Raw genomic sequence first — 22,973 nt, forward strand, 5'->3', positions numbered from 1 at the left:
CCAGATGCGCTCAGTAATACATATATTTAAAAATATAGCTGCTCAATGATACCAAACACGCCTATTACACTTTTTATTTCTTTAAATTGATTAGCCTCGGAAAGACGATTTATGCCAAAAATTACTGTACTACCCCATCACGAAATTTGCCCTGACGGCGCCGAAGTCGAGCTAGAGGCAGGGAGCAACCTGTGCAAAGCATTGGTAGAAAAAGGCATTAAAATTGAACATGCCTGTGAGATGTCAAAAGCCTGCACAACCTGTCATGTGGTCGTACGTAAAGGCTTTAATAGTCTAGAAGAGATGGATGATATCGAAGCGGATTTGTTAGATCGTGCTTGGGGATTAGAGCCTGATTCACGCTTATCTTGTCAGGTGATACTCGATGATGAAGACTTAACCATCGAAGTACCTAAATATACGCTAAACCACGCTAAAGAAAACCATTAGGCATGAATTAGTAAGCATTTCTTTATTATCAGATTAAAAAGCCAACTATCATAATGGTAGTTGGCTTTTTTGTACTTCGTTTGAAAGACTACTTATACCATTCACAAGAATACGATTATCTGTGTCAAAATCGCTTAGCCTACAATGTGTAGTACTTGCACTCTTTTTCCTTGCTACTCTAATTTTTGTGAATGGTATTACTTACGTATCAGCTACTTAAATAATGTTTTTGGCTTTGGCTACTATTTCTAGAAATCTAATTACGATTACTGTCACTGCGTTGACTCTCTGCGATACTATCAGTGACCGCTTTTTCTTTCTCTTGTTCGACACGCTCCAATGCAAAGTTTAACCGTGCTCTAATATCTTGATAATCGTTATAATCCATGTCTTTGAAATTTAAATGTAAGTTAAATCCAGGTAGTGTGTAATCAACCCATTTTGACAGATGAACTTTATTAATATCAGGATCAAACACTCGCCATGCATGTACTTTACTATCAAATCCTTTTAGCTGAAATGCACCTGCATGCTGACACTCATAATTATGACAAATATAATCGTACGTACTTTCGCTGATTAATATCTCATCTTTCCCAGCACTCGACTCTAATCTTGCTGCCAAATTGGCTTCCTTACCAATCAATGTGTAACTAAGTCGGTTGTTACTACCAAAATTACCCACATGGCAATACCCTGTGGTAATACCCATACGTATATACAAACCCTCAAAACCCATCAGACGCCACTTCTGTCTTAACGTTCGCATTTCACGACGCATGTCTATCGCCATGGCAATACAGTCCAAGGCATCTTGCCGCGCACCTTGGCTATTAGGCTCACCAAAAAAGCATACCATACCATCACCAATGAACTTATCAAGCACTGCTCCATGCTTATTGGCAATCATAGTCATACAATGCATATAAGTATTTAAAATATCAGCCAAATTATCAGAACTCAGACTGTCAGACAATTCCGTAAAACCAACGATATCTGAGAACATAATAGTCAGCTTAGCACGTTTATTAGAGACAGCCACGGGAACATCAGACTGTACAATCGGCTCCCAAATCTGCGGTGGAATAAAACGTGTTAGCTTATTAATGACTGAAACCATCGTAGTCGATCGTCCAGTTGCCTGATTAGCACGTACTTCATAATCAATATATCCTTGATAAATATGCCTGAACTGCCATAGAATAACAACCATACTCGCCAATAAGACCAAAGGCGACAACCAGCCTTCTTTACAGTCTACACCTGTACCATTCAATGTCACGCTGACATAATAAAAAATGATGATGGCAGCTATCGCTATAATTATCAGCTTAAATCGGTTTTCACGGCCACTGAGAATAATACGTAAGATTATTAGTGCAATTAAGCTAATAGATATTACTGCACAAAACTGTATCGACCCAATAACTGAAGACAATAAAATAATAACAATATTAGACGTCCAAAAGCTGGCTTGGCGACGGTAGTTGTAAATCAAAATCAGTAAACTAGGCAGGACAACAACAACAACCAATGCCATTGCCGTGGCTCTGAAATCAAAATGCCAAGCAAGAAACACAACAGTCATTATCAAAACGAAGACTTCTGGATAGTCAAATCGATAGGCCACTTTATTTTTTAATGGACGATTCGGTGTTGGCGTATCTAGAAAAGGCATATTAAATATTCGCTTAAGAAGAACAGACGATCAGAAAGCCGAGAAGGCATGAGGATAATCGAGAGATAATGGAAATGCAGGACTCACCTTTATAGTTATTTGGATGTAAAAACACTTAGTCAACGTATTATTATACTTTTCAAATATGATAAAAACTATGTCATTGATAGCTAAAAGCCTACCACTTGTCACTCATCTTGCCTTAAAAGTCATATTAATAAAATTATAATATTCATTATCTATACTGACAATAGAAAAGCCAGATAATAAATATCTAGCTTTTTTATACTTAAATGATAATAAATATTCAGTGACGCACTAAAAGGGTCTGTGTAATTGGAAAGACCCTCATTTAAGAAATAACTGAACTACATTTGCCAATCAAACGGCATTTGGTGGTGGCCACGTAGTGCCATCATAAGCGTCTGCTGCATCTGCGCCAATACTTCTTTAGTATAAGGAACAGCGGGAACACCCCATACAGGATTGGGCCATTGCATATCATTTTGATAGCGAACGATATGATGAAAATGTAGCTGCGGCACTTGATTACCCAATGCTGCCACATTCATCTTATCTGCTTGAAAAGTCTTGGCAAGTTGGCTTGACAACCAGCTCGACTCACGTAAAAATTGCGCTTGGTCTGCTTCAGTTAGTTCATACAGTTCTTTGATACCCGATACACGGGGGACCAATATCAACCAAGGAAACTGACAATCATTGATCAGACGACAAGTTGATAATGGAAAATCACCTACTAAAAAACTGTCAGCAGCAAGTTTATGATGAAGTTGGAACATAATAACGGTTCTCTTGTTATGAAGCTTAAATAAAAGCGTAGAAAGATTTAATCTTTCTATTTTATCAGTTATCTATCCGATAAAATAGCGCCATCACTCGCATACTGTTACGCACATACATAACTAGACAGGCTCTCCCACTATATGCTCGCTAAAATAGCGTAATAATTCTTGAATCACTGTCACACGCTGTTGTGGTGTTTCGAGTTTATCGGCATGTTGATAACGAATGCCAGACGCACCGTTCATTCGATATTGCTGACCATCTGTCTGAATTAATTTAATGATGGCTAAGGCATCAACGGGCGTATCAGGCGCAAATTCTAGTGTCATGCTATTGCTATTCGCATCAATTTTATTAATTTTCAGTGGTTCTGCTTGTAAACGTAGGCCATGAATAGCGAACAGTTGCTTGGTTTGATCTGGTAGCATACCAAAACGGTCAATCATTTCAGTCCGAATATCCGTCAGCGCCTCTTTATCATCGGCATTACTGATGCGTTTATAAAATAACAAACGTTGATGCACATCATGTAAGTATTCTTCTGGTATCAGTGCAGAGCTGTGTAAATTTATTTCACTAGTGAGTGATAATGGCGTACTCAAATCTGGCTCTTTGCCTGCTTTTATCGCCTTTGTCGCACGCTCCAGCATATCCATATATAAGCTAAAGCCAATCACTTGCATATTTCCACTTTGCTGCTTGCCCAGTATTTCACCTGCCCCGCGAATCTCTAAATCCTCACTTGCCAGCATAAACCCTGCGCCCAATGTGTTGGCACGTTCAATCGCATGTAATCGACGCTTGGCATCGCCTTTTAGACCTTTAATAGAAGGCACAAGTAAATAACAATAAGCCTGGTGATGACTACGACCAACACGGCCACGTAGCTGATGCAACTGAGCCAGACCAAATTTATCAGCACGCTCAATAATAATGGTATTAGAGTTGGGCACATCAATACCCGTTTCGATAATGGTCGAGCATACCAGCACATTAAATTTTTTGTGATAGAACTGCTGCATCACTTGTTCAAGTTGACGCTCTTGCATCTGTCCATGTGCAACACCTACTCGTGCTTCAGGGACCAACTCACGAATGGTCTCTGCCATGCGCTCAATGCTCGCTACATCATTATGTAATAGATAAACCTGTCCACCGCGCAACAACTCACGCAAGATAGCTTCTTTCATCAAGGCTTCTGTCTTTTGCATGACAAAGGTTTTAATCGCCAGACGGCGTGCTGGTGGTGTTGCGATAATCGACATATCACGCATGCCTGACAACGCCATATTAAGCGTTCTAGGGATAGGAGTTGCCGTCATAGACAAGCTATCCACATCGGTCTGAATGGCCTTAATACGCTCTTTATGACGCACACCAAAGCGATGTTCTTCATCGACAATCATGAGACCTAAATTAGAAAATTTTACATCAGGTTGCAATAACTTATGGGTACCAATAACGATATCAACTTTACCCTCTGCTAAATCCGCTAAAACCGTATCTTGATGCTTTTTGCCACCAAATCGTGATAGTGTTTCGATACGTATTGGCCAGTCCGCAAAGCGATCACGGAAATTGTCTTCATGTTGACCTGCCAGCAATGTAGTCGGCACCAATACAGCCACTTGATAGCCTGCACTCACCGCAATAAAAGCGGCGCGCATAGCAACTTCTGTTTTACCGAAACCAACATCGCCGCAGATAAGACGGTCCATCGGTTGATTTTGCCTCATGTCTTCGATCACTGCATGGATAGCATTTGCTTGGTCAGGTGTTTCTTCAAACGCAAACTGACTGGCAAATAGATCATATTGTGAAGCATCTATTTTAAAATGAATACCCACTTTGGCTTCGCGCCTTGCTTGCATATTAAGCAATTCAGCTGCTACATCATGAATTTGCTCCAATGCTTTTTGCTTAGCTTTGTCCCATTTACCACTACCAATCTTATGCAGCGGTGCAAGTGCTGGATCGCCGCCACTATAACGGCTAATCATTTGCAAGTTAGCCACTGGCACATAAATACTGGCATCATCGTCATACTTTAGGTGAATAAATTCTTGATCGCCATCACCCACATCTAACGTAATCAAGCCATTATAACGCCCAACGCCGTGTTCAATATGAACAACAGGACTGCCTTCTGTTATCTCGGTAACACTCTTTACTAGAAACTCTTCTGACACGCCGCTTTGACGACGGCGCCGGGTTTGCAGTACCTGACGACCAAATAGTTGCGTTTCACTAATCAGTACTAGGCGCTCAGGGACATAAACCCCACGTTCAATAGGCGCAACGGTTAGACCAACCTGTGGTAATTTTTTATGACCAGTACCACTCGTTTTGTCTGCTACTAGAAAAGCTTCAAAGCTATCATAGGCTTTAATATCGATTTTACCTTTGAACAGCTCAGTTAGAATCTCACGACGACCAGCTGTTTCGGCAACAATCAATACTGGCGTTGCCGTTTGTGCTTGTCTCTCTAAGAAATCTAACAGCTCAGTAAGCGGCTCAGCTTTTTGATGATTCACTGCTAGCTGCGGCGGTTCTTGGGCGGTTAGGGTGACCACACCTTGTTGTTTATTCGTCACAACCTCGTCACGAGCACTTAAAATGACACGGGGGTAGTGATTAAGCTGCTCATTAAGGGTATTGGATAACAAGTATAGTAACTCAGGAGCGACGATTGGCTTATCAATATCATGGCGACGCTCTTCATAGCGGCGCTGGATTTGTGACCAATAATCTGCTTGTTTTTCAGTTATCAACTCATCGGTGATAAACAAGGCATCGTTTGGTAAATAAGAGAATAAGCTGCTTTCAGCTTCCCACTCTTTTATGTCAAAAAACAATGGTTGATAGTATTCAAGTCCACTACTAGCAATACCTGCCATCACATCTTTGTGTAGTTCAAACTTACGACTACTGCTATTAGGGAACATCGCGGCAAAATTGGTACGAAAAGTCTCACGCCCTTCATCGAGCGGGAACTCTTTTGCGGGTAATATTTGGAATTGCTGAATGGGTTTTGAGATGTCTGGCAATTTATGTAGTAGTGATAGCGACTCTTTACCTATATTACTATCATTACCACTCATCATTGACTTGAGGTCATCGACGGTTAATGTACGCTGAGTCTGCGGGTTAAAAAATCGAATCGTCTCAATCTCATCATCGAATAAATCAAGACGCAACGGAAACGGCTGACCCATGGCAAAGATATCAATAATACTACCGCGCACAGCAAACTCACCCGGCTCAAAAACATTCTCAACAGCTCGGTAGCCTGCCTTTGCCAATAATCCACGCTGGGTACTGATATCAAACTGATCTCCCACGCTCAAATCAAAATGTTGACCAATCAACCAGCTAGGCGGCGCAACTCGGTGCATCAGCGCTTGTACTGATATCAGTAATACGCCCGATGTTGGCATATCGGTTAATAGATTGATGCGCTCACTGACAATGTCTTGATGTGGTGACAACTCATCATAAGTCAGTGTCTCCCAATCAGGAAACACATAAGCATCTACCCCGCAAAATGCCAACTCAGTCTCTATCTGATTGAGCTGATTTTGGTCTCGCGTCACCACGACTTTTAGTCGGTCAGCAACATCCCCTATCGATGCCTGCATCAAACTTGCCAGCCATAAACTACTGACGGCTCCATGCACAGGCGCTAACCAACGGCGCTGGGCATTTTGGATAGGAAATAGCTGCTGGTTAATCGGGTCAAACGCGTCAGTCAAAGCAGTGATAGGCATAAAGGATAGGATCAAATTTAAGAGTCAGATAGCTATTATACGAATATTTGCGCAATTACCAAAACTTATGCCGTAACGGTTTGTCACTTCACATTTTACGCATCATTAAGACTCATGATAAAAGATATTTTTTCTAAATTAACGGCCTATCGCTAGCGATGATGCCGTTATTGTCTGCATAAACAAACATGCCTGAAGTTAAGGTTAAATCGCCAAAGCTAATTTCAATATCAGTCTGCCCTTCGTCACGACGGTTCGATTTACGCGGGATACAACCGAGTGCTTTTATCCCAATAGCCATATCCGCCATATCATCCACATCGCGCACACAGCCATATACAATGACACCTGCCCAGCCGTTATCGATTGCCGCCTGCGCAATCATGTCACCTAACAGTGCACAGCGCATCGAACCTCCACCATCGACGACCAATATTTTGCCATTGCCATCTTTATCTCTGCCATCACTATTTAACAATGATTTCACGCGACTGTTATCTTCAAAGCATTTAACAGTCACAATTTCACCGCAAAATTTGTCCTTGCCACCAAAACTATAAAATGACTTGCCTTCAATATTTGGCAAGCAGACCTGCGACTTAGGGTTGGCGTCTAATAAATCACATGTCACAAAATTACCTTTATTCACTGTTTGTGATTCTGGCATCATGTTTGGCATGGTTACACTCCTTGTTATTTGTAATTCAGTGCTACTTTTAAATATTTACTTCATTTTTTACTTAGGCTATTTATTAACGCTAGTCATCGCAAGCATCTGTTTATTTTCGATAATATCAGTCGTTTTGATCGTAGGGCCAGTACGATACTTACTACGTTCGTAGATATCATGCGCGCTCATTACTATTGCACTAGCAACACGTTTAGCGGAAATAGGATGTAGTGACAATGATTCTGAAACAAGAGGTGATATTAGCCTGAAAGCCTTTTGACCAATACTTTCAAGTGGCCGACCTTTATGCTTACCGAGCAGCAATGAAGGACGGAAAATTACGAGCTGTGTAAAACCCAATGATATAATAGACTGTTCAGTCTCAGCTTTGACTCGATTGTATAAAAAACGACTGCGAATATCAGCATTCATGGAGGACAATAAAAAGAAGTTTTCAACCCCTTTATCTTGGCACAATTGAGCAAATCTCACATTATAATCATGGTCAACTTTTCTAAAAGCTTCATCACTACCAGCCTCTTTTTTGGTAGTACCAAGACAACTAAACGCATCAGTCTTACGATCGGCACCAACGCTTGCAAATATTTCAGTTAAGTTGTCAAAATCGTTTACCTGATAAAAACGCATACGGGCATTGATATAGCGTGGTGGACGCCTTGCAATCACAATTAACGTGTCATAAAGCTCACTAAGTTGCTTAACCAGATACTGCCCTACCAGCCCTGTTGCACCAATTACAATTGCTTTTCGCTGCATACCCTATCCATTTATATAGTGTTAAAAATTTTATAGTGATGATAAATCTTGTATTTTATAAGTCCATCACTTTAAGCGGTGCCCCCATTTTAAAAGTAATACTCAGAGTGAGGACTTGCCTTAGTATCATACCTAAATTAATACATAACTGACGGTATTCTATAAAATATATTGTAAAAGTTGTTATCAACCGCCGGGAATTACGAGTCCACCTTAATATTTTTAGGCCTAAATGTGCTACAGAACCCTAATAGCCACTAGAGAAACCGATAATCCATATGCTAGCATAACTTCTTTTACTATTAATCATCAAACTTATTGTTCTAAGCGCAATAATTTGATAAGATAACCGGCTTTACACGTCAACGCTGTTTAATTATTCCAAACAGTTATGGCGATTGCGATGCACTATTAATATTAGATACTTTAATATTAGACATCGATATCATGTTTGACGAGAGGCTGCTCGTCACCGGTGATTGTTAAACTTTTTTACACCCAACATTCATATTTTATCTGTCTTTATCAAGGAGATACGCGTGGCTAATACTGCACAAGCTCGTAAACGCGCCCGTCAAAACACCAAACGTCGTCAGAACTCTGCGTCACAACGCTCTATGGTTCGTACTTACTTAAAACGTGTTGATGCGGCTATCACAGCTAAAGATTATGATGCGGCTACCGAAGCTTACAAAAAAGCGGTACCAGTTCTTGATCGTATGGCTGACAAAGGTATTATTCATAAGAATAAAGCTGCTCGTCGTAAGAGCCGCCTAAACAAAACAATCAAAAGCTTACAAGCTTAAGATTTGTCACGTTTAGACCCTATCACGCTGTAATAGCGTAATAAAAAAGACCTTATCCTAGTGATGAGGTTTTTTTATGCGTGTCTAAAAACTGATACCATTCACAACATTAGAGTTGTAGAGAAAACGGTTGTAAGGCAAACAAGTACTACACATTGTCAACTAAACAAGTGTGAAGCCGCTAATCGTACTGTTTGGAATTGGTGTTATAAAGAGAAATCACTCCCATTTTGCTTCTGGTGGTAATAGCAATTTGCTTGGGTGATGTCCTGCTGCACAGTAGCCTTCTAATAGAGTGTGAATTGGACGAGTATAGAGCACACCGCGCCAAACAAAATGGGCACTTGCTTGCTCAAAAGGTTTGTCATCAAACCATAAGAACACCCCTTCCATCATCTTTGGCCAATCATTCCAATCAATTTCAATGACATCGAACATCACCGCTAAAAATGCAGACAGTAAGGTATCATGACTGACCGCAAGCATTAAATGCCCGTGCTGTGGTTGATTCTGATAAAACAGTGACAAAATATCAAGACCACCTTGATAAGCATTTTTAGTACCTTCTAGATTGCCTTTTAAGAATCGATTAATAAAGTTCAGCACACCCACTTCTTTAAATATGGGATTGGCAATGTCAGGCTCTGTAACTAAACTACCAGGCTCTACCAATAATGACTGGTGCGAAATGTCACGTTTTAAACCAGCCCCTTCTTGCATCAACTCAGCAGTATCAACGCAGCGACCAATCGGGCTTGAGATACTATCGACATCGAGTGAGTATGGTAGATTCCCTCCTAACCAACGTCCCCAAGACTTTGCTAATACACGACCTTTCGGCGTCAGTGGTAACTGATAACTGGCAAAACCATTACCATCCGAACGCTCACGTAGAGAGTGTCTAGTAAAGAGAATCAAACGCTTGTTATCAGGCAATAAGCTGACTGAGGGAATCATACTGTCAGGCAGGTGCGAAGGCGCTGGCGCATTACGAGTGTGACTCATAAGCTTTTCAGCGGGGAGTTGCGAGAGTGTGCTATTCGTATTTTGGCTCATGGTAGCAAGCGTAGCAGATTTTTTGGTAGTAATGAACAAAATATCCGTACAATTGTAATATCCATAGCTTAGATGATATCTAAGCTGTGTCTTCACCTAATTACTTAATTACAAACTAGCACCTTATAAACATACGCTAATGGATATCAATGACTCTATCCCATGCAAACTCTAATGCCGTACTACTCACCTCGTTTGGATAAGCACGAGGATTAACAACGACCCGTGTTTTATCAATCTGGTAGTCAAAAGCCTCGTGTGTGTGGCCATGCACCCATAATTCAGGCGCCCATGGCTCTTGCATCCATGCCGAGAAATCACTAACAAAAGCCGCATTACTGGGTAAGGACGCATATTTTTCAGACACAGACAAAGGACTGATACTATGGTGACTCATTACCACTGCTCTTTTGCCCAATTGCTGTGCAGTTATGAGCGACTGTTTTAACCACTGACGTTGTTTTGCATGTAATTGCATGGAGATTTCAGGGGAAAAAAATGCGCCACCTGCATAAATTTGGGTGTAATCACGCATAAATTTCTTAACTGCTACCATGGTATCTTCATTGGCTTGATACTGGTAATCGGTCCAGAGAGTACAGCCTAAGATCCTGACATCCCCAATATCAACATACTGACACTGCAGTACGCGCAGGCCTTGAGCTAAAACTTCGTCATAGTTATCCCATGTTGCTATTTTTTTATCAAAACTCAGAACATCTTCACCAAAGTACTCGTGATTGCCCGTAATAGTAATGAGTGGTACTTGTAAGCGTGCAGCTTGTTCTTGCAGCCATGGCATACCGCTATCGCTGTTTGCTGTATCTCCTGCCACTAATACTACATCTGCGTTCGTTTTAGGAATATGTCCTATCGGATGTGACTGACGAGCATAGCTGTCAATATGTAAGTCACTCAAAATTTGTAATTTCATATATGCCAATATCATCAAGTAAACACAAATAGTTTAGCACCTTTTTACTTACCAACAAAAAGTAAAAAGACAGCGAGTTAGGCTGTCTTTTTTTATATCTTGGAGTTACTTTGTGCTATTCACCGTCAGATGCCTTTAAGTATCAACTGCAACTTAGCAGCAGGATTTTCTGCTTTAGTGATGGAGCGTCCAATAACAAGATAGTCTGAACCATCCGTTAATGCTTGTTTCGGTGTGCAAATGCGTTTTTGATCATCCGCATTGTCTTCTAGCAAACGAATACCAGGAGTTATTAGTTTGAAGTCTGCTCCACATAAGACTTTAAGGGCCTTGGCTTCTTGTGCTGAGCAAACCACACCATCAAGCCCAGCTTGCTTAGTCAGTTGTGCCAATCGACTCACTTGTGCATCTAAGCCATCAGTAATGCCTGTTTGCATCAATGCTTCGTTATCCATAGAGGTCAAAACAGTCACTGCTATCAGTAATGTCTCGTAGCCACCATCTAGCAACCGCTGTTTTGCGAGTGACATGGCTTTAAGGCCTGCACTGGCATGGACGTTTACCATCCATACGCCAAGCTCAGCCGCTGCCAAAACGGCTTGTGCAGTAGTATTGGGAATATCATGAAATTTCAAGTCTAAAAACACATCAAAATTTCGCTGATGTAGTGATTTAACAATCTCAGGACCACAACGAGTAAATAGCTCTTTGCCGACTTTCAGGCGACACAATGCTGGATCTAATTGATCAGCCAGTGCTAAAGACGCCTCCATGGTCATATTATCTAGAGCAACGATGACTGGAGACTTAGTTATATCATTCATAGTTTTGCCATATCAGAGTTCTGAAAGAAGTGTAAATAGTTTAGCCGCAAACTTCTTGTTTATCGTTAATCACGCTTAGATTTAGCAAGCGTAGACCCTTCATCTAAATCATTGACCATGATATCGTCTGTATTCGTTGTCGCAAAGTCATAACCAGACTCATCTAGCGTGGCCGCGTTTGCTTGACGATCAATCACGATATTAGCTTGTTCGACTTGCTCTTTCAGATTCTTATTGAGTTTATGCAAACGAGAAATCTCCCATTTGTTCTGTAACACACGGAAGATAAGCAATGCCAATAGAATACCAATCACAATACCAAGCATCAAACAAAGTATCAGTAGTAACCCTAAATTCATCGTAGGTGCTTGCGAAAATAATAGATTTACACCGACTTCAGTATTGTTTGTTAACACCAAACCAAGTGAATAAGCAAAGCTCAAAAACAGTAATACAAATAATATAAAACGCATGAGACAGTTACCTCAATTTGGTGTGTTATTTATACTTTTAGGATACAATTTCAAAAAAAGCACAGAGCAAAGCATTTCTTAGAAAATGCTTTGCTCAATGATTAGTATTAACCGTTTGCAACAGTATCATTAACTGCTTCACGTAGTGCTTTACCAGGCTTAAAGTGTGGAATAGCTTTAGCAGGTACTGGCACGCTCTCTCCTGTCTTAGGGTTACGTCCTAGACGGGCACGACGATGATGTAGACAAAAACTGCCAAACCCTCGAACCTCTACTCGACCATCATTGGCTAGAGTATGGGTCATCAAATTTAATATTTCACGCACTGCATCATCGACCACGGTATCAGCCATATTGTCACAGTTCGCACTCAAATTACTAATAAATTCAGACTTGTTAATTGCTTGCTGCATTATTACGCTTGCCTTGTTGATTAATGGATAAAATGATTGTGAGTCAAAAAAATGATTCATTTGTCAGCTCAATAGTGACGTTCTGAGATATCGAGTCTTACCTTATACATTTATGAAATATGAACAGAATAAAAACTGGACTATCCATACACTACTATCGATTTAAATAAGTGGCCACTCACATCTTGTTACTCAATGCTGCAAATGATAACGGATATCACGATAAATGAAAATAAGAGTTTGTCCATATTAGGCAAAAATCTTACTAATCAATCGTAATATTAAACGTTATTCATAAAAAAAAGCGACCGGAGTCGCTTTTTTTATTACTTCTGTATCAATAGCTTAGCAGCTTACTGCATTTGCTCTTTGATCAAGTCACCAATAGTTTTTGGTTGTGCGTCAGTTCCTGGAGCAGCAGCAGTAGTGCTTGTGCTGCTTAGTTCTTTAATCGCTTGACGCTCTTCAGCTTCGTCTTTCGCTTTGATAGACAAGTTGATGTTGCGTGTTTTACGATCAACACTGATAATTTTAGCTTCAACGTCATCACCAACAGTTAGATGCTTAGTTGCATCTTCAACGCGGTCACGTTGGATCTCAGAGGCACGTAGATAAGCTTCTACTTCGTCAGCAAGTTCGATAGTAGCACCTTTAGCATCTACTTCTTTTACTTTACCATTAACGATAGCACCACGGTCATTGTTGACTAGGTATTCGTTGAATGGATCAGAGCTTAACTGCTTCACGCCTAGGCTGATACGGTTAGCTTCTGCATCTACTGACAATACCATTGCTTCAACGGTGTCGCCTTTATTGTAGTTACGGATAGCGTCTTCGCCAGTTTCGTTCCAAGAGATATCAGATAGATGAACAAGACCATCAATACCACCGTCTAGACCGATAAAGATACCGAAGTCAGTGATTGATTTGATCGTACCAGTGATTTTGTCACCGCGCTCATGTTTCTTATCAAACTCATCCCATGGGTTAGCAAGAGTTTGTTTGATACCTAGGCTGATACGACGACGTTCTTCATCGATATCAAGAATCATTACTTCAACTTCATCGCCCACTTGAACAACTTTTGATGGGTGGATGTTTTTGTTGGTATGATCCATTTCTGATACGTGTACTAGACCTTCAATACCTTCAGAAATCTCAGCAAAACAACCATAATCAGTTAGGTTTGTTACGCGTGCTTTAACAACACTACCTACTGGATAAGTTCCGCCAACGTTATCCCAAGGATCAGTACCAAGTTGTTTTAGACCTAGGCTAACGCGATTGCGCTCACGGTCAAACTTCAATACTTTAACTTTTAGGTCTTGACCGACTTCAACAACTTCTGATGGGTGCTTAATACGGCGCCATGCCATATCAGTGATGTGCAATAGACCATCAATACCGCCAAGATCAACGAATGCGCCGTAATCAGTAAGGTTCTTAACGATACCTTCGATTTCGATGCCTTCTTCAAGCTTGTTCAATAGCTCTTCGCGCTCAGCTGAATTTTCAGCTTCCATAACTGCACGACGGCTAACTACAACGTTGTTACGTTTTTGATCAAGTTTGATAACTTTGAATTCTAGCTCTTTGCCTTCAAGATGCGTCGTATCACGGATAGGACGTACATCTACCAATGAACCTGGTAAGAATGCGCGTACTGAACCGATATCTACAGTGAAACCGCCTTTAACTTTGCTTGAAATGATACCTTTTACGATTTCATCATTATCAGCAATTTTTTCAAGGAAGTTCCAAGTTTCAACACGTTTGGCTTTTTCACGTGATAGCAAGGTTTGACCCATGCCATTATCAACTGCTTCAACCACGACATCAACGCTATCGCCAACTTCAACTTCAAGTTCGCCTTCTTCGCTTAAAAACTCTTCACGAGCGACAATACCTTCAGATTTCAGACCAGTATCAACAGTGATCCAGTCGCTATCGATGGCTACAACAGTACCGGTGATAACCGAGCCACGCTCAATATCCAGACCTGTTTCTTCGATGCTCGCTTCAAATAGTTCAGCAAATGATTCCATTATGTCTACCTTTGTATAGCCGTATCCTGTCCAGCACAGTACGGATCAAATTTATGATTGCATAAAACGAGAATACTGGTTTTATATCTCATGCAATCATATATAAAAACGTTTGTTGTTAATAAGCGCATTATAGGACAAACTCATTAACAACAACAGTCTTACATTAAAAGACTTATATTTACAGTGCCAAACTCTATCTTTTTCAAGCTACCTAAACCCTATCAATTTTCGCAGGTACGATTTTATACCAAAACCCAACCTGATAGCAAAGCTTTTAATGCTTAATATATTGTTTTTATTAACTATTAAAAAATATACCTTTAATCTGACAGTGTTGCTTAACTTGCTCATAAACCGTATCAGCATCTAATGCTGAGCTGTCTAATAGTAAGGCATCTGCTGCAGGCTTTGATGGTGCCGTTGTACGATTTTCATCACGATCATCACGGGCTTTAATCGTGGTTAAGATTGCGTCAAAATCTGCCGCTTGCCCCGCATTTTTTAGCTGTGCCACACGGCGTTCCGCACGCGCTTCAGCACTCGCTGTCAAGAACACTTTGACATCAGCATCTGGAAACACAACGGTTCCCATATCACGACCATCCGCTACCAGTCCTGAGCGAGTTGCCATATCCTGTTGTAATTTTAGCAATGCCTCGCGAACTTTTGGAAATATAGCTATTTGTGATGCATAACCGCCAACGGTTTCATTACGCACTTGCTCACCAACAGCCTCACCATTGACAAGAATATCGATACGCCCTGACTGGTTATTAGGTAAAAATGCAATTTCTAAGCTCTGCGTCAGTTTTAATACAGCTGCCTCATCGATGGCTTGACTGGCATCTGCTGCAATTAATCCCGCTTCGAATGCTTTAAGTCCTACAATACGGTATAAAGCACCTGAGTCGAGCAGCTGATAATTCAATGCTTGGGCTAAACGCCATGTGACTGTACCTTTACCTGCACCACTCGGTCCATCAATACAGATGACTGGGTAACGTAGTGATTGCGCTTGGTCAGTATTATTGTCAGGGCTGACCTCATTAAGTGTAGAATTATCAGATGTAGAAACGGTCATAATGCTCACTTAAATAATAGACAATACTTATACAGCTTACTGTTAGTGATGGATCAATATTTACTTGTTTATCAAATACTTGATAGTAAATATATAATCACATTAACAAATAGGGCAATATTATAGCAAAGAAACCATAGCATCACTAGCAGCAAGACACTTATCTTGTTAATTACTTGTTTTCTCTTTGCTTTTTGCTAATTTTCGACGTTCGCGAAAAAAGGCTTTAAGCATCTGACTACTATGCTTACTACACAGTCCACTATGTACTCGAATATTATGATTATAAAAAGGCTGTATGGATAAATCCATCTGACTACCTACCATACCTGCCCGTGGTTCACTCGCTGCGTATACCAACCTATCAACACGCGCGTGAATCAGTGCCCCAATACACATTGTGCAAGGTTCTAAGGTAACATAGAGTGTTGTCTGTAATGGCAAGCGGTAATTCTGTAAACTCGTACAAGCATCTCGTAAAGCGATGATTTCAGCGTGTGCCGTCGAATCATGACGACCGATCGGCTCATTGAATCCTTGTCCAATAATCTCATCATCATGCACCAAAATCGCACCTACTGGCACCTCTCCGCATTCAGCACCTTGCTTAGCAAGCTGAAGGGCTTTGTGCATCCATTTAGCATCTTCAATAGACCAAAATATACTGGTTTTTATCTGATGTTCGGTTGGCAGAGTATTATTAGTAAGGTTATCAACTAACGAATAGGTATCTAAATTCATATGCTTAATACTTATCATTTACTGTGGCAGTTGCCAATCTATTGGCGTTTGACCATACTGCACTAGGTAATCATTGGTCTTAGAAAATGGTTTAGAACCAAAAAAACCACCACGGTTAGCAGCAAGTGGTGACGGATGCACAGCTGTTAAAATGAGATGTTTGTCAGTATTAATATACTTACCTTTTTTCTGTGCTTTACTACCCCATAATATAAATACAGTGTGTTCTGTTTGTTCATTGACCACATCAATCACTGCATCAGTAAACTGCTCCCAGCCCTGATTTTGATGGCTATTTGGCTCACCTTCTTTTACCGTCAGCGAACTGTTAAGTAGCAATACGCCTTGCTGTGCCCAGTAAGTTAAATCACCATGTACAGACGCACCAATACCAATGTCACTGGCCATCTCTTTCAGCACATTATTTAGTGATGGTGGCTTAGGAATCGCTTTAGGTACTGAAAATGACAGTCCCATGGCTTGTCCTGGGCGATGATAAGGATCTTGTCCTAGTATCACGACCTTAACACTAGATAAAGGTGTCAAATTAAAAGCATTAAACATTAGTGGTGCAGGCGGGTAAACACTATCCTCTGACTGATAAGCTTTTTTTAGAAATGCTCGCAGCTTATCCATATTTTCAGACGTTAATTCCTCTGCTAACGCAGTCTTCCAATCTATTGGCAATCGAACATTATCTAAAATTGCTTGTTTTTGCTCTGGGGTTTTGGTTGCTTGCTCATCAAACAGTTCCATCATATATCCTTTTTTATTTGTTATAACCTTTTATCTATGTACCTTATGGCTCATGTGAAAATCAATACATATGACAATCAATATTAGATTGGCTCTATTGTGAATTATAGCAATAAAAAAAACGGCTACCGCAACAACATGGTAACCGTTCTTATCGTACTTGTTTAATATTTATAATATATTGCTAAGACAATAATCAGCTTGCTACTGACTCAGAATATGGCTCGTGAGTCTCAACCACCGTCAAAGTGATGCGACTGTTTTCGGTGCCTTTATCTATAGACTTACCAAGCTTAACCGTATCGCTCTGTGTTTCGTTAATATCATTAGGTTCTAAGGTTAAGTGCACCACGCCGCCATTGACCAAATCACCAAACAAAATCATACTTGCTAGAGGTTTTTTGATCTCATCCTGTATCAGACGCTGCATTGGACGAGCACCCATCAGACGATCATAGCCTTTATCTGCCAGATAAGTGCGCACGTCATCATCAATCTCTAATGTCACTTGCTTATCATCAAGTTGTACTTGTAGCTCAACCAAGAACTTATCAACCACTGAAACCACTACTGAAGTATCCAATGGATTGAACTGGATAATAGCGTCCAGACGATTGCGGAATTCAGGGGTAAAGACACGCTTTAGAGATTCTGTATTGTCACGACTGTGGTCTTGTTCAGTAAAGCCCATAGACGAGCGACTAATGCTGTCAGCACCAACGTTAGTGGTCATGATAACGATAACCTGTTTAAAGACGGCAACACGACCATTATTATCTGTCAATGTTCCATGATCCATAACCTGTAGTAACAAGTTAAAGACATCAGGATGCGCCTTTTCAATTTCGTCAAGCAACAACACACAATGTGGATGCTGGTTGATTTTTTCGGTAAGCAGACCACCTTGGTCGTAACCAACATAACCTGGAGGTGCACCAATCAGACGTGAAGCGGTATGCGCTTCCATATACTCTGACATATCAAAACGCACCAACTCGACACCAAGTAAATTGGCTAACTGACGAGAGACTTCCGTTTTACCAACCCCAGTTGGACCGGCAAACATAAATGATCCAATCGGCTTATCTGGTGCTTTTAGACCCGCACGAGACAGTTTTATGGCATCTGCTAAGGTTTCAATTGCTTCATCCTGACCGAATACAAGATGCTTAAGGTCACGGTCCAAGTGCTTGAGAACACTCTTATCATCACTAGATACAGACTTTGGTGGAATACGTGCCAGCTTGGCCACGATAGCCTCAATATCCGCCACATCGATTTTCATTGGTGGTTTCTTTTTGGTCTTAGCCGCTTTTGCTTCACTAGTTGATTGGAGATGATCATCAACTTTTGCAGTATTTGGTTGGTCCTGTATTTCACTATCGATCTCTTCATTCAGACCTTCTTCATCAGCGTCAATTTGCGCATCAAAGTCTTGCTCTATATCCGCAATAAAGCTTTCTTCTACATCGATATCATTGGCATCAGGAATCACACCTAAACGCTTATATGCACCCGCTTCATCGATCACATCAATGGCTTTATCTGGTAAAAAACGCTCGTGAATATGTTTGTCAGATAGCTGCACGGCTGTAATCAAGGCTTCATCAGTATATTCAACATTATGAAACTCTTCATAACGTGGTTTTAGGCCACGTAAAATATCGATACTGTCATCAACGCTAGGCTCTTTTACATCAATTTTTTGGAAACGACGAGAAAGCGCATGGTCTTTTTCAAATACTTGACGATACTCAGTAAATGTAGTCGAACCAATACAGCGCAACTCACCGTTAGCCAGTGCTGGCTTGATTAAGTTAGACACGTCCATATTGCTGCTCATTGACGACCCTGCGCCAATAATCATGTGAATCTCATCGATAAACAAAATAGCATTGGGCTTTTTCTTTAGTGCATCTAACAGTGATTTCATGCGTTTTTCAAAATCACCACGATATTTAGTGCCTGCAATTAATGAACCAATATCCAGACTGTAAATCACACAACCATTAAGTGGCTTCGGTGCTTTATCGTTGATAATCAACCATGCCAAGCCTTCTGCGATAGAAGTTTTACCAACACCAGGCTCACCGACTAACAACGGATTATTTTTGCGGCGACGACACAATACTTGCGCAGCGCGCTCAATCTCAGAGGTGCGTCCAATCAATGGATCTGTTTTACCTTCCGCAGCACGTTGATTTAAATTGGTCGCGAATTCAACCAATGGGTCTTTGCTAGTCTTCTCTGAGGCATTACGGCGCTCACCAGTCATCGAAGCACGCGGCTCAGATGGCTCTTCTTTATCTTGACCATGTGACAAGTATTGAGTCAGCTCAAGGCGACTGATGCCTTGCTTTTTGAGCAAATAAACAGCATACGTATCATGCTCTGAGAACATAGACACCAAAATATCCGAACCTTCTACCAAACGTCCACCACCGATAGATTGCACATGAAAAATAGCACGCTGCAGGATACGATCAAAACTTTGGGTTGGCTGTGGTGACTGCTCTGTATCTGCATCTATCGTTGGCGTGTGCTTATTAATATAAGCTTCTAGCTCAGTACGCAGCGTTGAGACATTTGCATTGCAAGCAGTCAATGTATTAGCAGCATGTGTATTTTCTAACAATGCCAGTAGTAAGTGTTCAACAGTAAGATACTCATGCGATTTTTGACGCGCAAGTGTCATTGCTAAACGCAAAGAAACTTCAAGATGACGACTTAACATAACAACTTCCTACGGTTATACCTATCTTTATAATTGATAGCTTTATAAATGAGTTAGTAAGTAAATCAGGGCGATAGATGGATTGTTCAAGGGTAATGTTTGTATTATTAAGACATCTTACCAAATGGCATTGGTAAAACACTATATAAATAACGGTATTGCCTACCTATCATCAATTAAGGTTTTTGATAACGCATATTCGCTGTTCTTTATCTCAACACGATACTCAGCGAGAGTCAATCTATTAACATCGATTAAAATGTATCAAAGCATAGTCTATAGTCAGAGAACCACGCAATGGCTACAGCGTTACCCTCTCTAAATATACTATCTGGCACACTCTGAACTTAGCTGACTTGTAACTATTTTAGACTTTTTTGACTATACATCAATAGCGATAAAAATGTAGAGAATGACATAGATAAAAAAATGAGAGGATAATAAAAGAGGGTGATAGGATGTAAAAACATTACTTAGAGTTTATTAAAGCAGTCAGCTGATAACATCCAAAAAAACATAGTGGAAAAAAGAGCATACGTACGATGTACAAGCTAAACGTGTTTGATATAGGTGCGTGTACTTTTTGAATTGATCATGAAGGATACGATATGTGGGGATGTAGGACATATACCAAACTCACTATAAAAGCGAGTTATTCATAATAGTTATGACAATTGAGAGCTTTGAGAAAGTTGCAAATACTAGCATTTTTTGAACATTGAAAAATATTTCTATTCGCCTTGATGTGGCTCTATCTGAGTCAATAATGGATATCCTTCACGATGTGCCAAACTATTTACTTTTTTGGCTTTAGTCTCAGCAATATCTTTTGGATAAATACCTGCAATACCTTTGCTGCTATTGTGGATTGTCAACATAATCTCAACGGCTGAATCCATGCTATGACGAAATTCTGACTGCAAAATATAAACAACGAATTCCATCGGTGTATAATTATCATTATACATCACAACTGCATACATGGGCGGTTTAGCCACTTCAGGCTCTGCTACTAGTACATCCGCTTGTGGTGAGGTATCATCGTCTGTATTACCATCTTGCGCACGAACATCTGGCATATGGGGAAAGTGCCAGTCAGCAACAAGTGGCATGGTCTGTAATATCATTTGTTTTATCATAATTAGAATGCAAATTAATAAGTATGTTTATAATAGAAATAAGAAAGATTAGCAGACATGATAATAAGCATACAGCTACGGCTCGATTGGACTATCATCGACTTCTGGTAACTCTAAAAGTGATAGCGGCATATTATTAACTCGAGCACCATTCTTCCAATCATAAAGCTGCTCTACCTCTTGTCCATCAGCTTCTAAACTGAGTTTAACTTGTAATGGTTTAAAGTTTGATGGCATGATAAAACGGCCACGAATACGGACAATACCTTCTATCATATCAACTGGATGATCCAGCGGCACCTCTACAAAGTTATCATCATTAAGCAATATCAGCGTTGGCGTCAAAAGTTTTGATCTGCCATCATTTGCCAGCATGCCAATATCGAACTTGTATTCAAAAGCATTTTCAGGCAATGGATTAATATTGGCGCCTAATACCTGTAATGGCATGCCACCCTTACCACTTAAGGTCTCAGCATGCACCTTGTTGAGTACCACCCACACTTTTAATCAAGCTGTTTTTATTTGTAATAAAAAGGAGTTCACACTCATCATTATGACAAATAGAATTTTTGCACAATAGACGTGCTAACTGTGAGTAAAAACGTAATACGGACTTGGCACGCATTTAAACAGTATCTCTTAATAATAAAGGCTTTTTATTATAACGGAATTTATAGGCAATACCTAGCAACATGAATGTGCGCCGTTTGGCGAGGACAAACTACATTAAGGAACAATAGGAGCAAAATTCAGCCCCATTGTCTCATCAAAGCCAAACATCACGTTCATGTTTTGTACCGCCTGACCTGCGGCTCCTTTGACCAAATTATCTTGCACCACGATAACCGTCAACTCAGCACGATCATTGTCTTGATGCACGGCAATGCGTAAGCGGTTACTAGCACGCACGCTACGTGTATCTGGATAAATACCTTTTGGCATCACATCAATGAATGTCTCTGATGCGTATACCGTCTCAAAAACTTGCTGCCAATCAATAGCTGCACCAGCATCAGTAAGCTCTAGATGAATAGAACTCAGCATACCGCGTATCATTGGCACCAGATGCGGTAAAAAACGAATACGATGGGTAAATTGACTGTCTAATAACTGTGCAACACCCTGCTCAATCTCAGGCAGGTGACGATGCCCCTCGACACTATAAGCCTTAAAATTATCAGTCGACTCAGCATAGTTAAGCGCAAGCTTTGCTTGACGACCTGCGCCTGAAACGCCTGACTTTGCATCAATGACAATACGAGACTCAACCAGTCTTTCTGCTTGCTTATTTTGCGCTTCAATTATTGGCTTCAAACCTAAAATAGCCGTGGTTGGATAACAACCAGGGTTACCTACTACCAAAGCATCAGCAAGCTTATCGCGATTGACTTCAGGTAAGCCATAAACAGCAGTCTTTAACAACTCAGGGCAAGCATGAGACTGTTTATACCAGTGCTCAAAGTCGTTCAATGATTGCAACCGAAAATCAGCAGCCAAATCAATGACCTTTACACCCGCTTGCGTCAATGCTTCCGCTTGCTTCATAGCAACGCCATGCGGCGTCGCAAAAAACACCACATCGCACTGCTGTAGCGTAGCAAGAGTCTTGTCACCTAAATCACTAAATACAATGTCAGATATACCACGTAAGCTTGGAAATATCTCATCAGCTCGTGTACCCGCTTCACTACGTGATGTTAGCAAATCGATAGATACTTTTGGATGGGCAGATAATAAGCGAATAAGCTCAATACCTGTATAGCCCGTACCACCAACAATCGCAGCTGAAATCATAAGATATCCTTTTTTCTTTTACTTA

At 40.6% G+C, this 22,973-nt stretch carries 20 protein-coding genes; 2 read left to right on the forward strand and 18 right to left on the reverse strand.

What is annotated here, in order from left to right; all coding sequences use genetic code 11:
* Nucleotides 1-111 precede the first annotated feature (111 nt).
* Nucleotides 112-450 (forward strand): ISC system 2Fe-2S type ferredoxin, encoded by a 339-nt coding sequence (fdx, locus tag ACT3SX_RS03010; protein ID WP_192518427.1) that lies wholly within the window; start codon nt 112-114, stop codon nt 448-450.
* A gap of 256 nt (nt 451-706) precedes the next feature.
* Here the strand turns inward: fdx and ACT3SX_RS03015 are convergent, their stop codons facing one another.
* The 5 genes from ACT3SX_RS03015 to ACT3SX_RS03035 all read right to left on the reverse strand — a co-directional run bounded on the left by ACT3SX_RS03015 (nt 707) and on the right by ACT3SX_RS03035 (nt 8,146).
* Nucleotides 707-2,128, reverse strand: coding sequence for an adenylate/guanylate cyclase domain-containing protein (locus tag ACT3SX_RS03015; protein ID WP_442062470.1), 1,422 nt, complete (start codon nt 2,126-2,128; stop codon nt 707-709).
* A 368-nt stretch (nt 2,129-2,496) separates the two neighbouring features.
* Nucleotides 2,497-2,928: an HIT domain-containing protein gene (locus tag ACT3SX_RS03020; protein ID WP_192518425.1), complete on the reverse strand. Its 432-nt coding sequence runs from the start codon at nt 2,926-2,928 to the stop codon at nt 2,497-2,499.
* Between the two features lie 123 nt (nt 2,929-3,051).
* Nucleotides 3,052-6,699, reverse strand: a complete 3,648-nt coding sequence (gene mfd, locus ACT3SX_RS03025; RefSeq protein WP_442062474.1) for a transcription-repair coupling factor — start codon at nt 6,697-6,699, stop codon at nt 3,052-3,054.
* A gap of 133 nt (nt 6,700-6,832) precedes the next feature.
* On the reverse strand, nt 6,833-7,366 hold the full coding sequence (rraA, locus tag ACT3SX_RS03030; protein WP_442062483.1) for a ribonuclease E activity regulator RraA: 534 nt from the start codon (nt 7,364-7,366) through the stop codon (nt 6,833-6,835).
* Between the two features lie 78 nt (nt 7,367-7,444).
* On the reverse strand, nt 7,445-8,146 hold the full coding sequence (locus ACT3SX_RS03035; RefSeq protein WP_442062477.1) for an NAD-dependent epimerase/dehydratase family protein: 702 nt from the start codon (nt 8,144-8,146) through the stop codon (nt 7,445-7,447).
* 539 nt (nt 8,147-8,685) lie between these two features.
* On the opposite strand from ACT3SX_RS03035, the gene rpsT reads away from it, so the two are divergent.
* Nucleotides 8,686-8,952, forward strand: a complete 267-nt coding sequence (gene rpsT / locus ACT3SX_RS03040; protein WP_192518422.1) for a 30S ribosomal protein S20 — start codon at nt 8,686-8,688, stop codon at nt 8,950-8,952.
* Between the two features lie 219 nt (nt 8,953-9,171).
* Here rpsT and ACT3SX_RS03045 read toward each other — a convergent pair whose 3' ends face one another.
* From ACT3SX_RS03045 to argC, 13 genes are all read right to left on the reverse strand, one after another.
* Nucleotides 9,172-10,008 (reverse strand): histidine phosphatase family protein, encoded by an 837-nt coding sequence (locus tag ACT3SX_RS03045; RefSeq protein ID WP_442063093.1) that lies wholly within the window; start codon nt 10,006-10,008, stop codon nt 9,172-9,174.
* 136 nt (nt 10,009-10,144) lie between these two features.
* Nucleotides 10,145-10,942 carry a metallophosphoesterase gene (locus ACT3SX_RS03050; protein ID WP_442063091.1) on the reverse strand — a complete coding sequence of 266 codons (798 nt, stop codon included), beginning with the start codon at nt 10,940-10,942 and terminating at the stop codon, nt 10,145-10,147.
* Nucleotides 10,943-11,067: 125 nt separating this feature from the next.
* Nucleotides 11,068-11,766, reverse strand: a complete 699-nt coding sequence (pyrF, locus tag ACT3SX_RS03055; protein WP_442063088.1) for an orotidine-5'-phosphate decarboxylase — start codon at nt 11,764-11,766, stop codon at nt 11,068-11,070.
* Between the two features lie 65 nt (nt 11,767-11,831).
* Nucleotides 11,832-12,239, reverse strand: a complete 408-nt coding sequence (locus tag ACT3SX_RS03060; protein WP_442063085.1) for a lipopolysaccharide assembly protein LapA domain-containing protein — start codon at nt 12,237-12,239, stop codon at nt 11,832-11,834.
* A gap of 107 nt (nt 12,240-12,346) precedes the next feature.
* Nucleotides 12,347-12,652, reverse strand: coding sequence for an integration host factor subunit beta (locus tag ACT3SX_RS03065; protein WP_192518417.1), 306 nt, complete (start codon nt 12,650-12,652; stop codon nt 12,347-12,349).
* A gap of 353 nt (nt 12,653-13,005) precedes the next feature.
* Nucleotides 13,006-14,697, reverse strand: a complete 1,692-nt coding sequence (gene rpsA, locus ACT3SX_RS03070) for a 30S ribosomal protein S1 (protein ID WP_442069650.1) — start codon at nt 14,695-14,697, stop codon at nt 13,006-13,008.
* A gap of 301 nt (nt 14,698-14,998) precedes the next feature.
* Nucleotides 14,999-15,781, reverse strand: coding sequence for a (d)CMP kinase (cmk, locus tag ACT3SX_RS03075; protein WP_442063077.1), 783 nt, complete (start codon nt 15,779-15,781; stop codon nt 14,999-15,001).
* Nucleotides 15,782-15,949: 168 nt separating this feature from the next.
* A complete protein-coding gene (gene tadA / locus ACT3SX_RS03080; protein ID WP_442063072.1) occupies nt 15,950-16,522 on the reverse strand; it encodes a tRNA adenosine(34) deaminase TadA in 573 nt (190 codons plus the stop codon).
* An 18-nt stretch (nt 16,523-16,540) separates the two neighbouring features.
* Nucleotides 16,541-17,278, reverse strand: coding sequence for a uracil-DNA glycosylase (locus ACT3SX_RS03085; protein ID WP_442063070.1), 738 nt, complete (start codon nt 17,276-17,278; stop codon nt 16,541-16,543).
* 196 nt (nt 17,279-17,474) lie between these two features.
* Complete coding sequence (locus tag ACT3SX_RS03090; protein ID WP_442063068.1) at nt 17,475-20,012, reverse strand: AAA family ATPase; 2,538 nt, start codon at nt 20,010-20,012, stop codon at nt 17,475-17,477.
* Between the two features lie 731 nt (nt 20,013-20,743).
* Nucleotides 20,744-21,151: an ATP-dependent Clp protease adaptor ClpS gene (locus tag ACT3SX_RS03095; protein WP_226945084.1), complete on the reverse strand. Its 408-nt coding sequence runs from the start codon at nt 21,149-21,151 to the stop codon at nt 20,744-20,746.
* A 75-nt stretch (nt 21,152-21,226) separates the two neighbouring features.
* A complete protein-coding gene (locus ACT3SX_RS03100; RefSeq protein ID WP_442069648.1) occupies nt 21,227-21,649 on the reverse strand; it encodes a hypothetical protein in 423 nt (140 codons plus the stop codon).
* 231 nt (nt 21,650-21,880) lie between these two features.
* A complete protein-coding gene (gene argC, locus ACT3SX_RS03105; RefSeq protein WP_192518410.1) occupies nt 21,881-22,948 on the reverse strand; it encodes an N-acetyl-gamma-glutamyl-phosphate reductase in 1,068 nt (355 codons plus the stop codon).
* Between the last annotated feature and the right edge of the window lie 25 nt (nt 22,949-22,973).

The organism is Psychrobacter sp. AOP31-B2-9 (assembly GCF_052378005.1).
In the GTDB taxonomy this organism is placed as follows: Bacteria; Pseudomonadota; Gammaproteobacteria; order Pseudomonadales; family Moraxellaceae; genus Psychrobacter.

Bases quoted from the DNA above. Each gene is read 5' to 3' on its own strand.
- fdx (WP_192518427.1), top strand. From the start codon at position 112: ATGCCAAAAATTACTGTACTACCCCATCACGAAATTTGCCCTGACGGC.
- ACT3SX_RS03015 (WP_442062470.1), bottom strand. From the start codon at position 2,128: ATGCCTTTTCTAGATACGCCAACACCGAATCGTCCATTAAAAAATAAA.
- ACT3SX_RS03020 (WP_192518425.1), bottom strand. From the start codon at position 2,928: ATGTTCCAACTTCATCATAAACTTGCTGCTGACAGTTTTTTAGTAGGT.
- mfd (WP_442062474.1), bottom strand. From the start codon at position 6,699: ATGCCTATCACTGCTTTGACTGACGCGTTTGACCCGATTAACCAGCAG.
- rraA (WP_442062483.1), bottom strand. From the start codon at position 7,366: ATGCCAGAATCACAAACAGTGAATAAAGGTAATTTTGTGACATGTGAT.
- ACT3SX_RS03035 (WP_442062477.1), bottom strand. From the start codon at position 8,146: ATGCAGCGAAAAGCAATTGTAATTGGTGCAACAGGGCTGGTAGGGCAG.
- ACT3SX_RS03045 (WP_442063093.1), bottom strand. From the start codon at position 10,008: ATGAGCCAAAATACGAATAGCACACTCTCGCAACTCCCCGCTGAAAAG.
- ACT3SX_RS03050 (WP_442063091.1), bottom strand. From the start codon at position 10,942: ATGAAATTACAAATTTTGAGTGACTTACATATTGACAGCTATGCTCGT.
- pyrF (WP_442063088.1), bottom strand. From the start codon at position 11,766: ATGAATGATATAACTAAGTCTCCAGTCATCGTTGCTCTAGATAATATG.
- ACT3SX_RS03060 (WP_442063085.1), bottom strand. From the start codon at position 12,239: ATGCGTTTTATATTATTTGTATTACTGTTTTTGAGCTTTGCTTATTCA.
- ACT3SX_RS03065 (WP_192518417.1), bottom strand. From the start codon at position 12,652: ATGCAGCAAGCAATTAACAAGTCTGAATTTATTAGTAATTTGAGTGCG.
- rpsA (WP_442069650.1), bottom strand. From the start codon at position 14,697: ATGGAATCATTTGCTGAACTATTTGAAGCGAGCATCGAAGAAACAGGT.
- cmk (WP_442063077.1), bottom strand. From the start codon at position 15,781: ATGACCGTTTCTACATCTGATAATTCTACACTTAATGAGGTCAGCCCT.
- tadA (WP_442063072.1), bottom strand. From the start codon at position 16,522: ATGAATTTAGATACCTATTCGTTAGTTGATAACCTTACTAATAATACT.
- ACT3SX_RS03085 (WP_442063070.1), bottom strand. From the start codon at position 17,278: ATGGAACTGTTTGATGAGCAAGCAACCAAAACCCCAGAGCAAAAACAA.
- ACT3SX_RS03090 (WP_442063068.1), bottom strand. From the start codon at position 20,012: ATGTTAAGTCGTCATCTTGAAGTTTCTTTGCGTTTAGCAATGACACTT.
- ACT3SX_RS03095 (WP_226945084.1), bottom strand. From the start codon at position 21,151: ATGATAAAACAAATGATATTACAGACCATGCCACTTGTTGCTGACTGG.
- argC (WP_192518410.1), bottom strand. From the start codon at position 22,948: ATGATTTCAGCTGCGATTGTTGGTGGTACGGGCTATACAGGTATTGAG.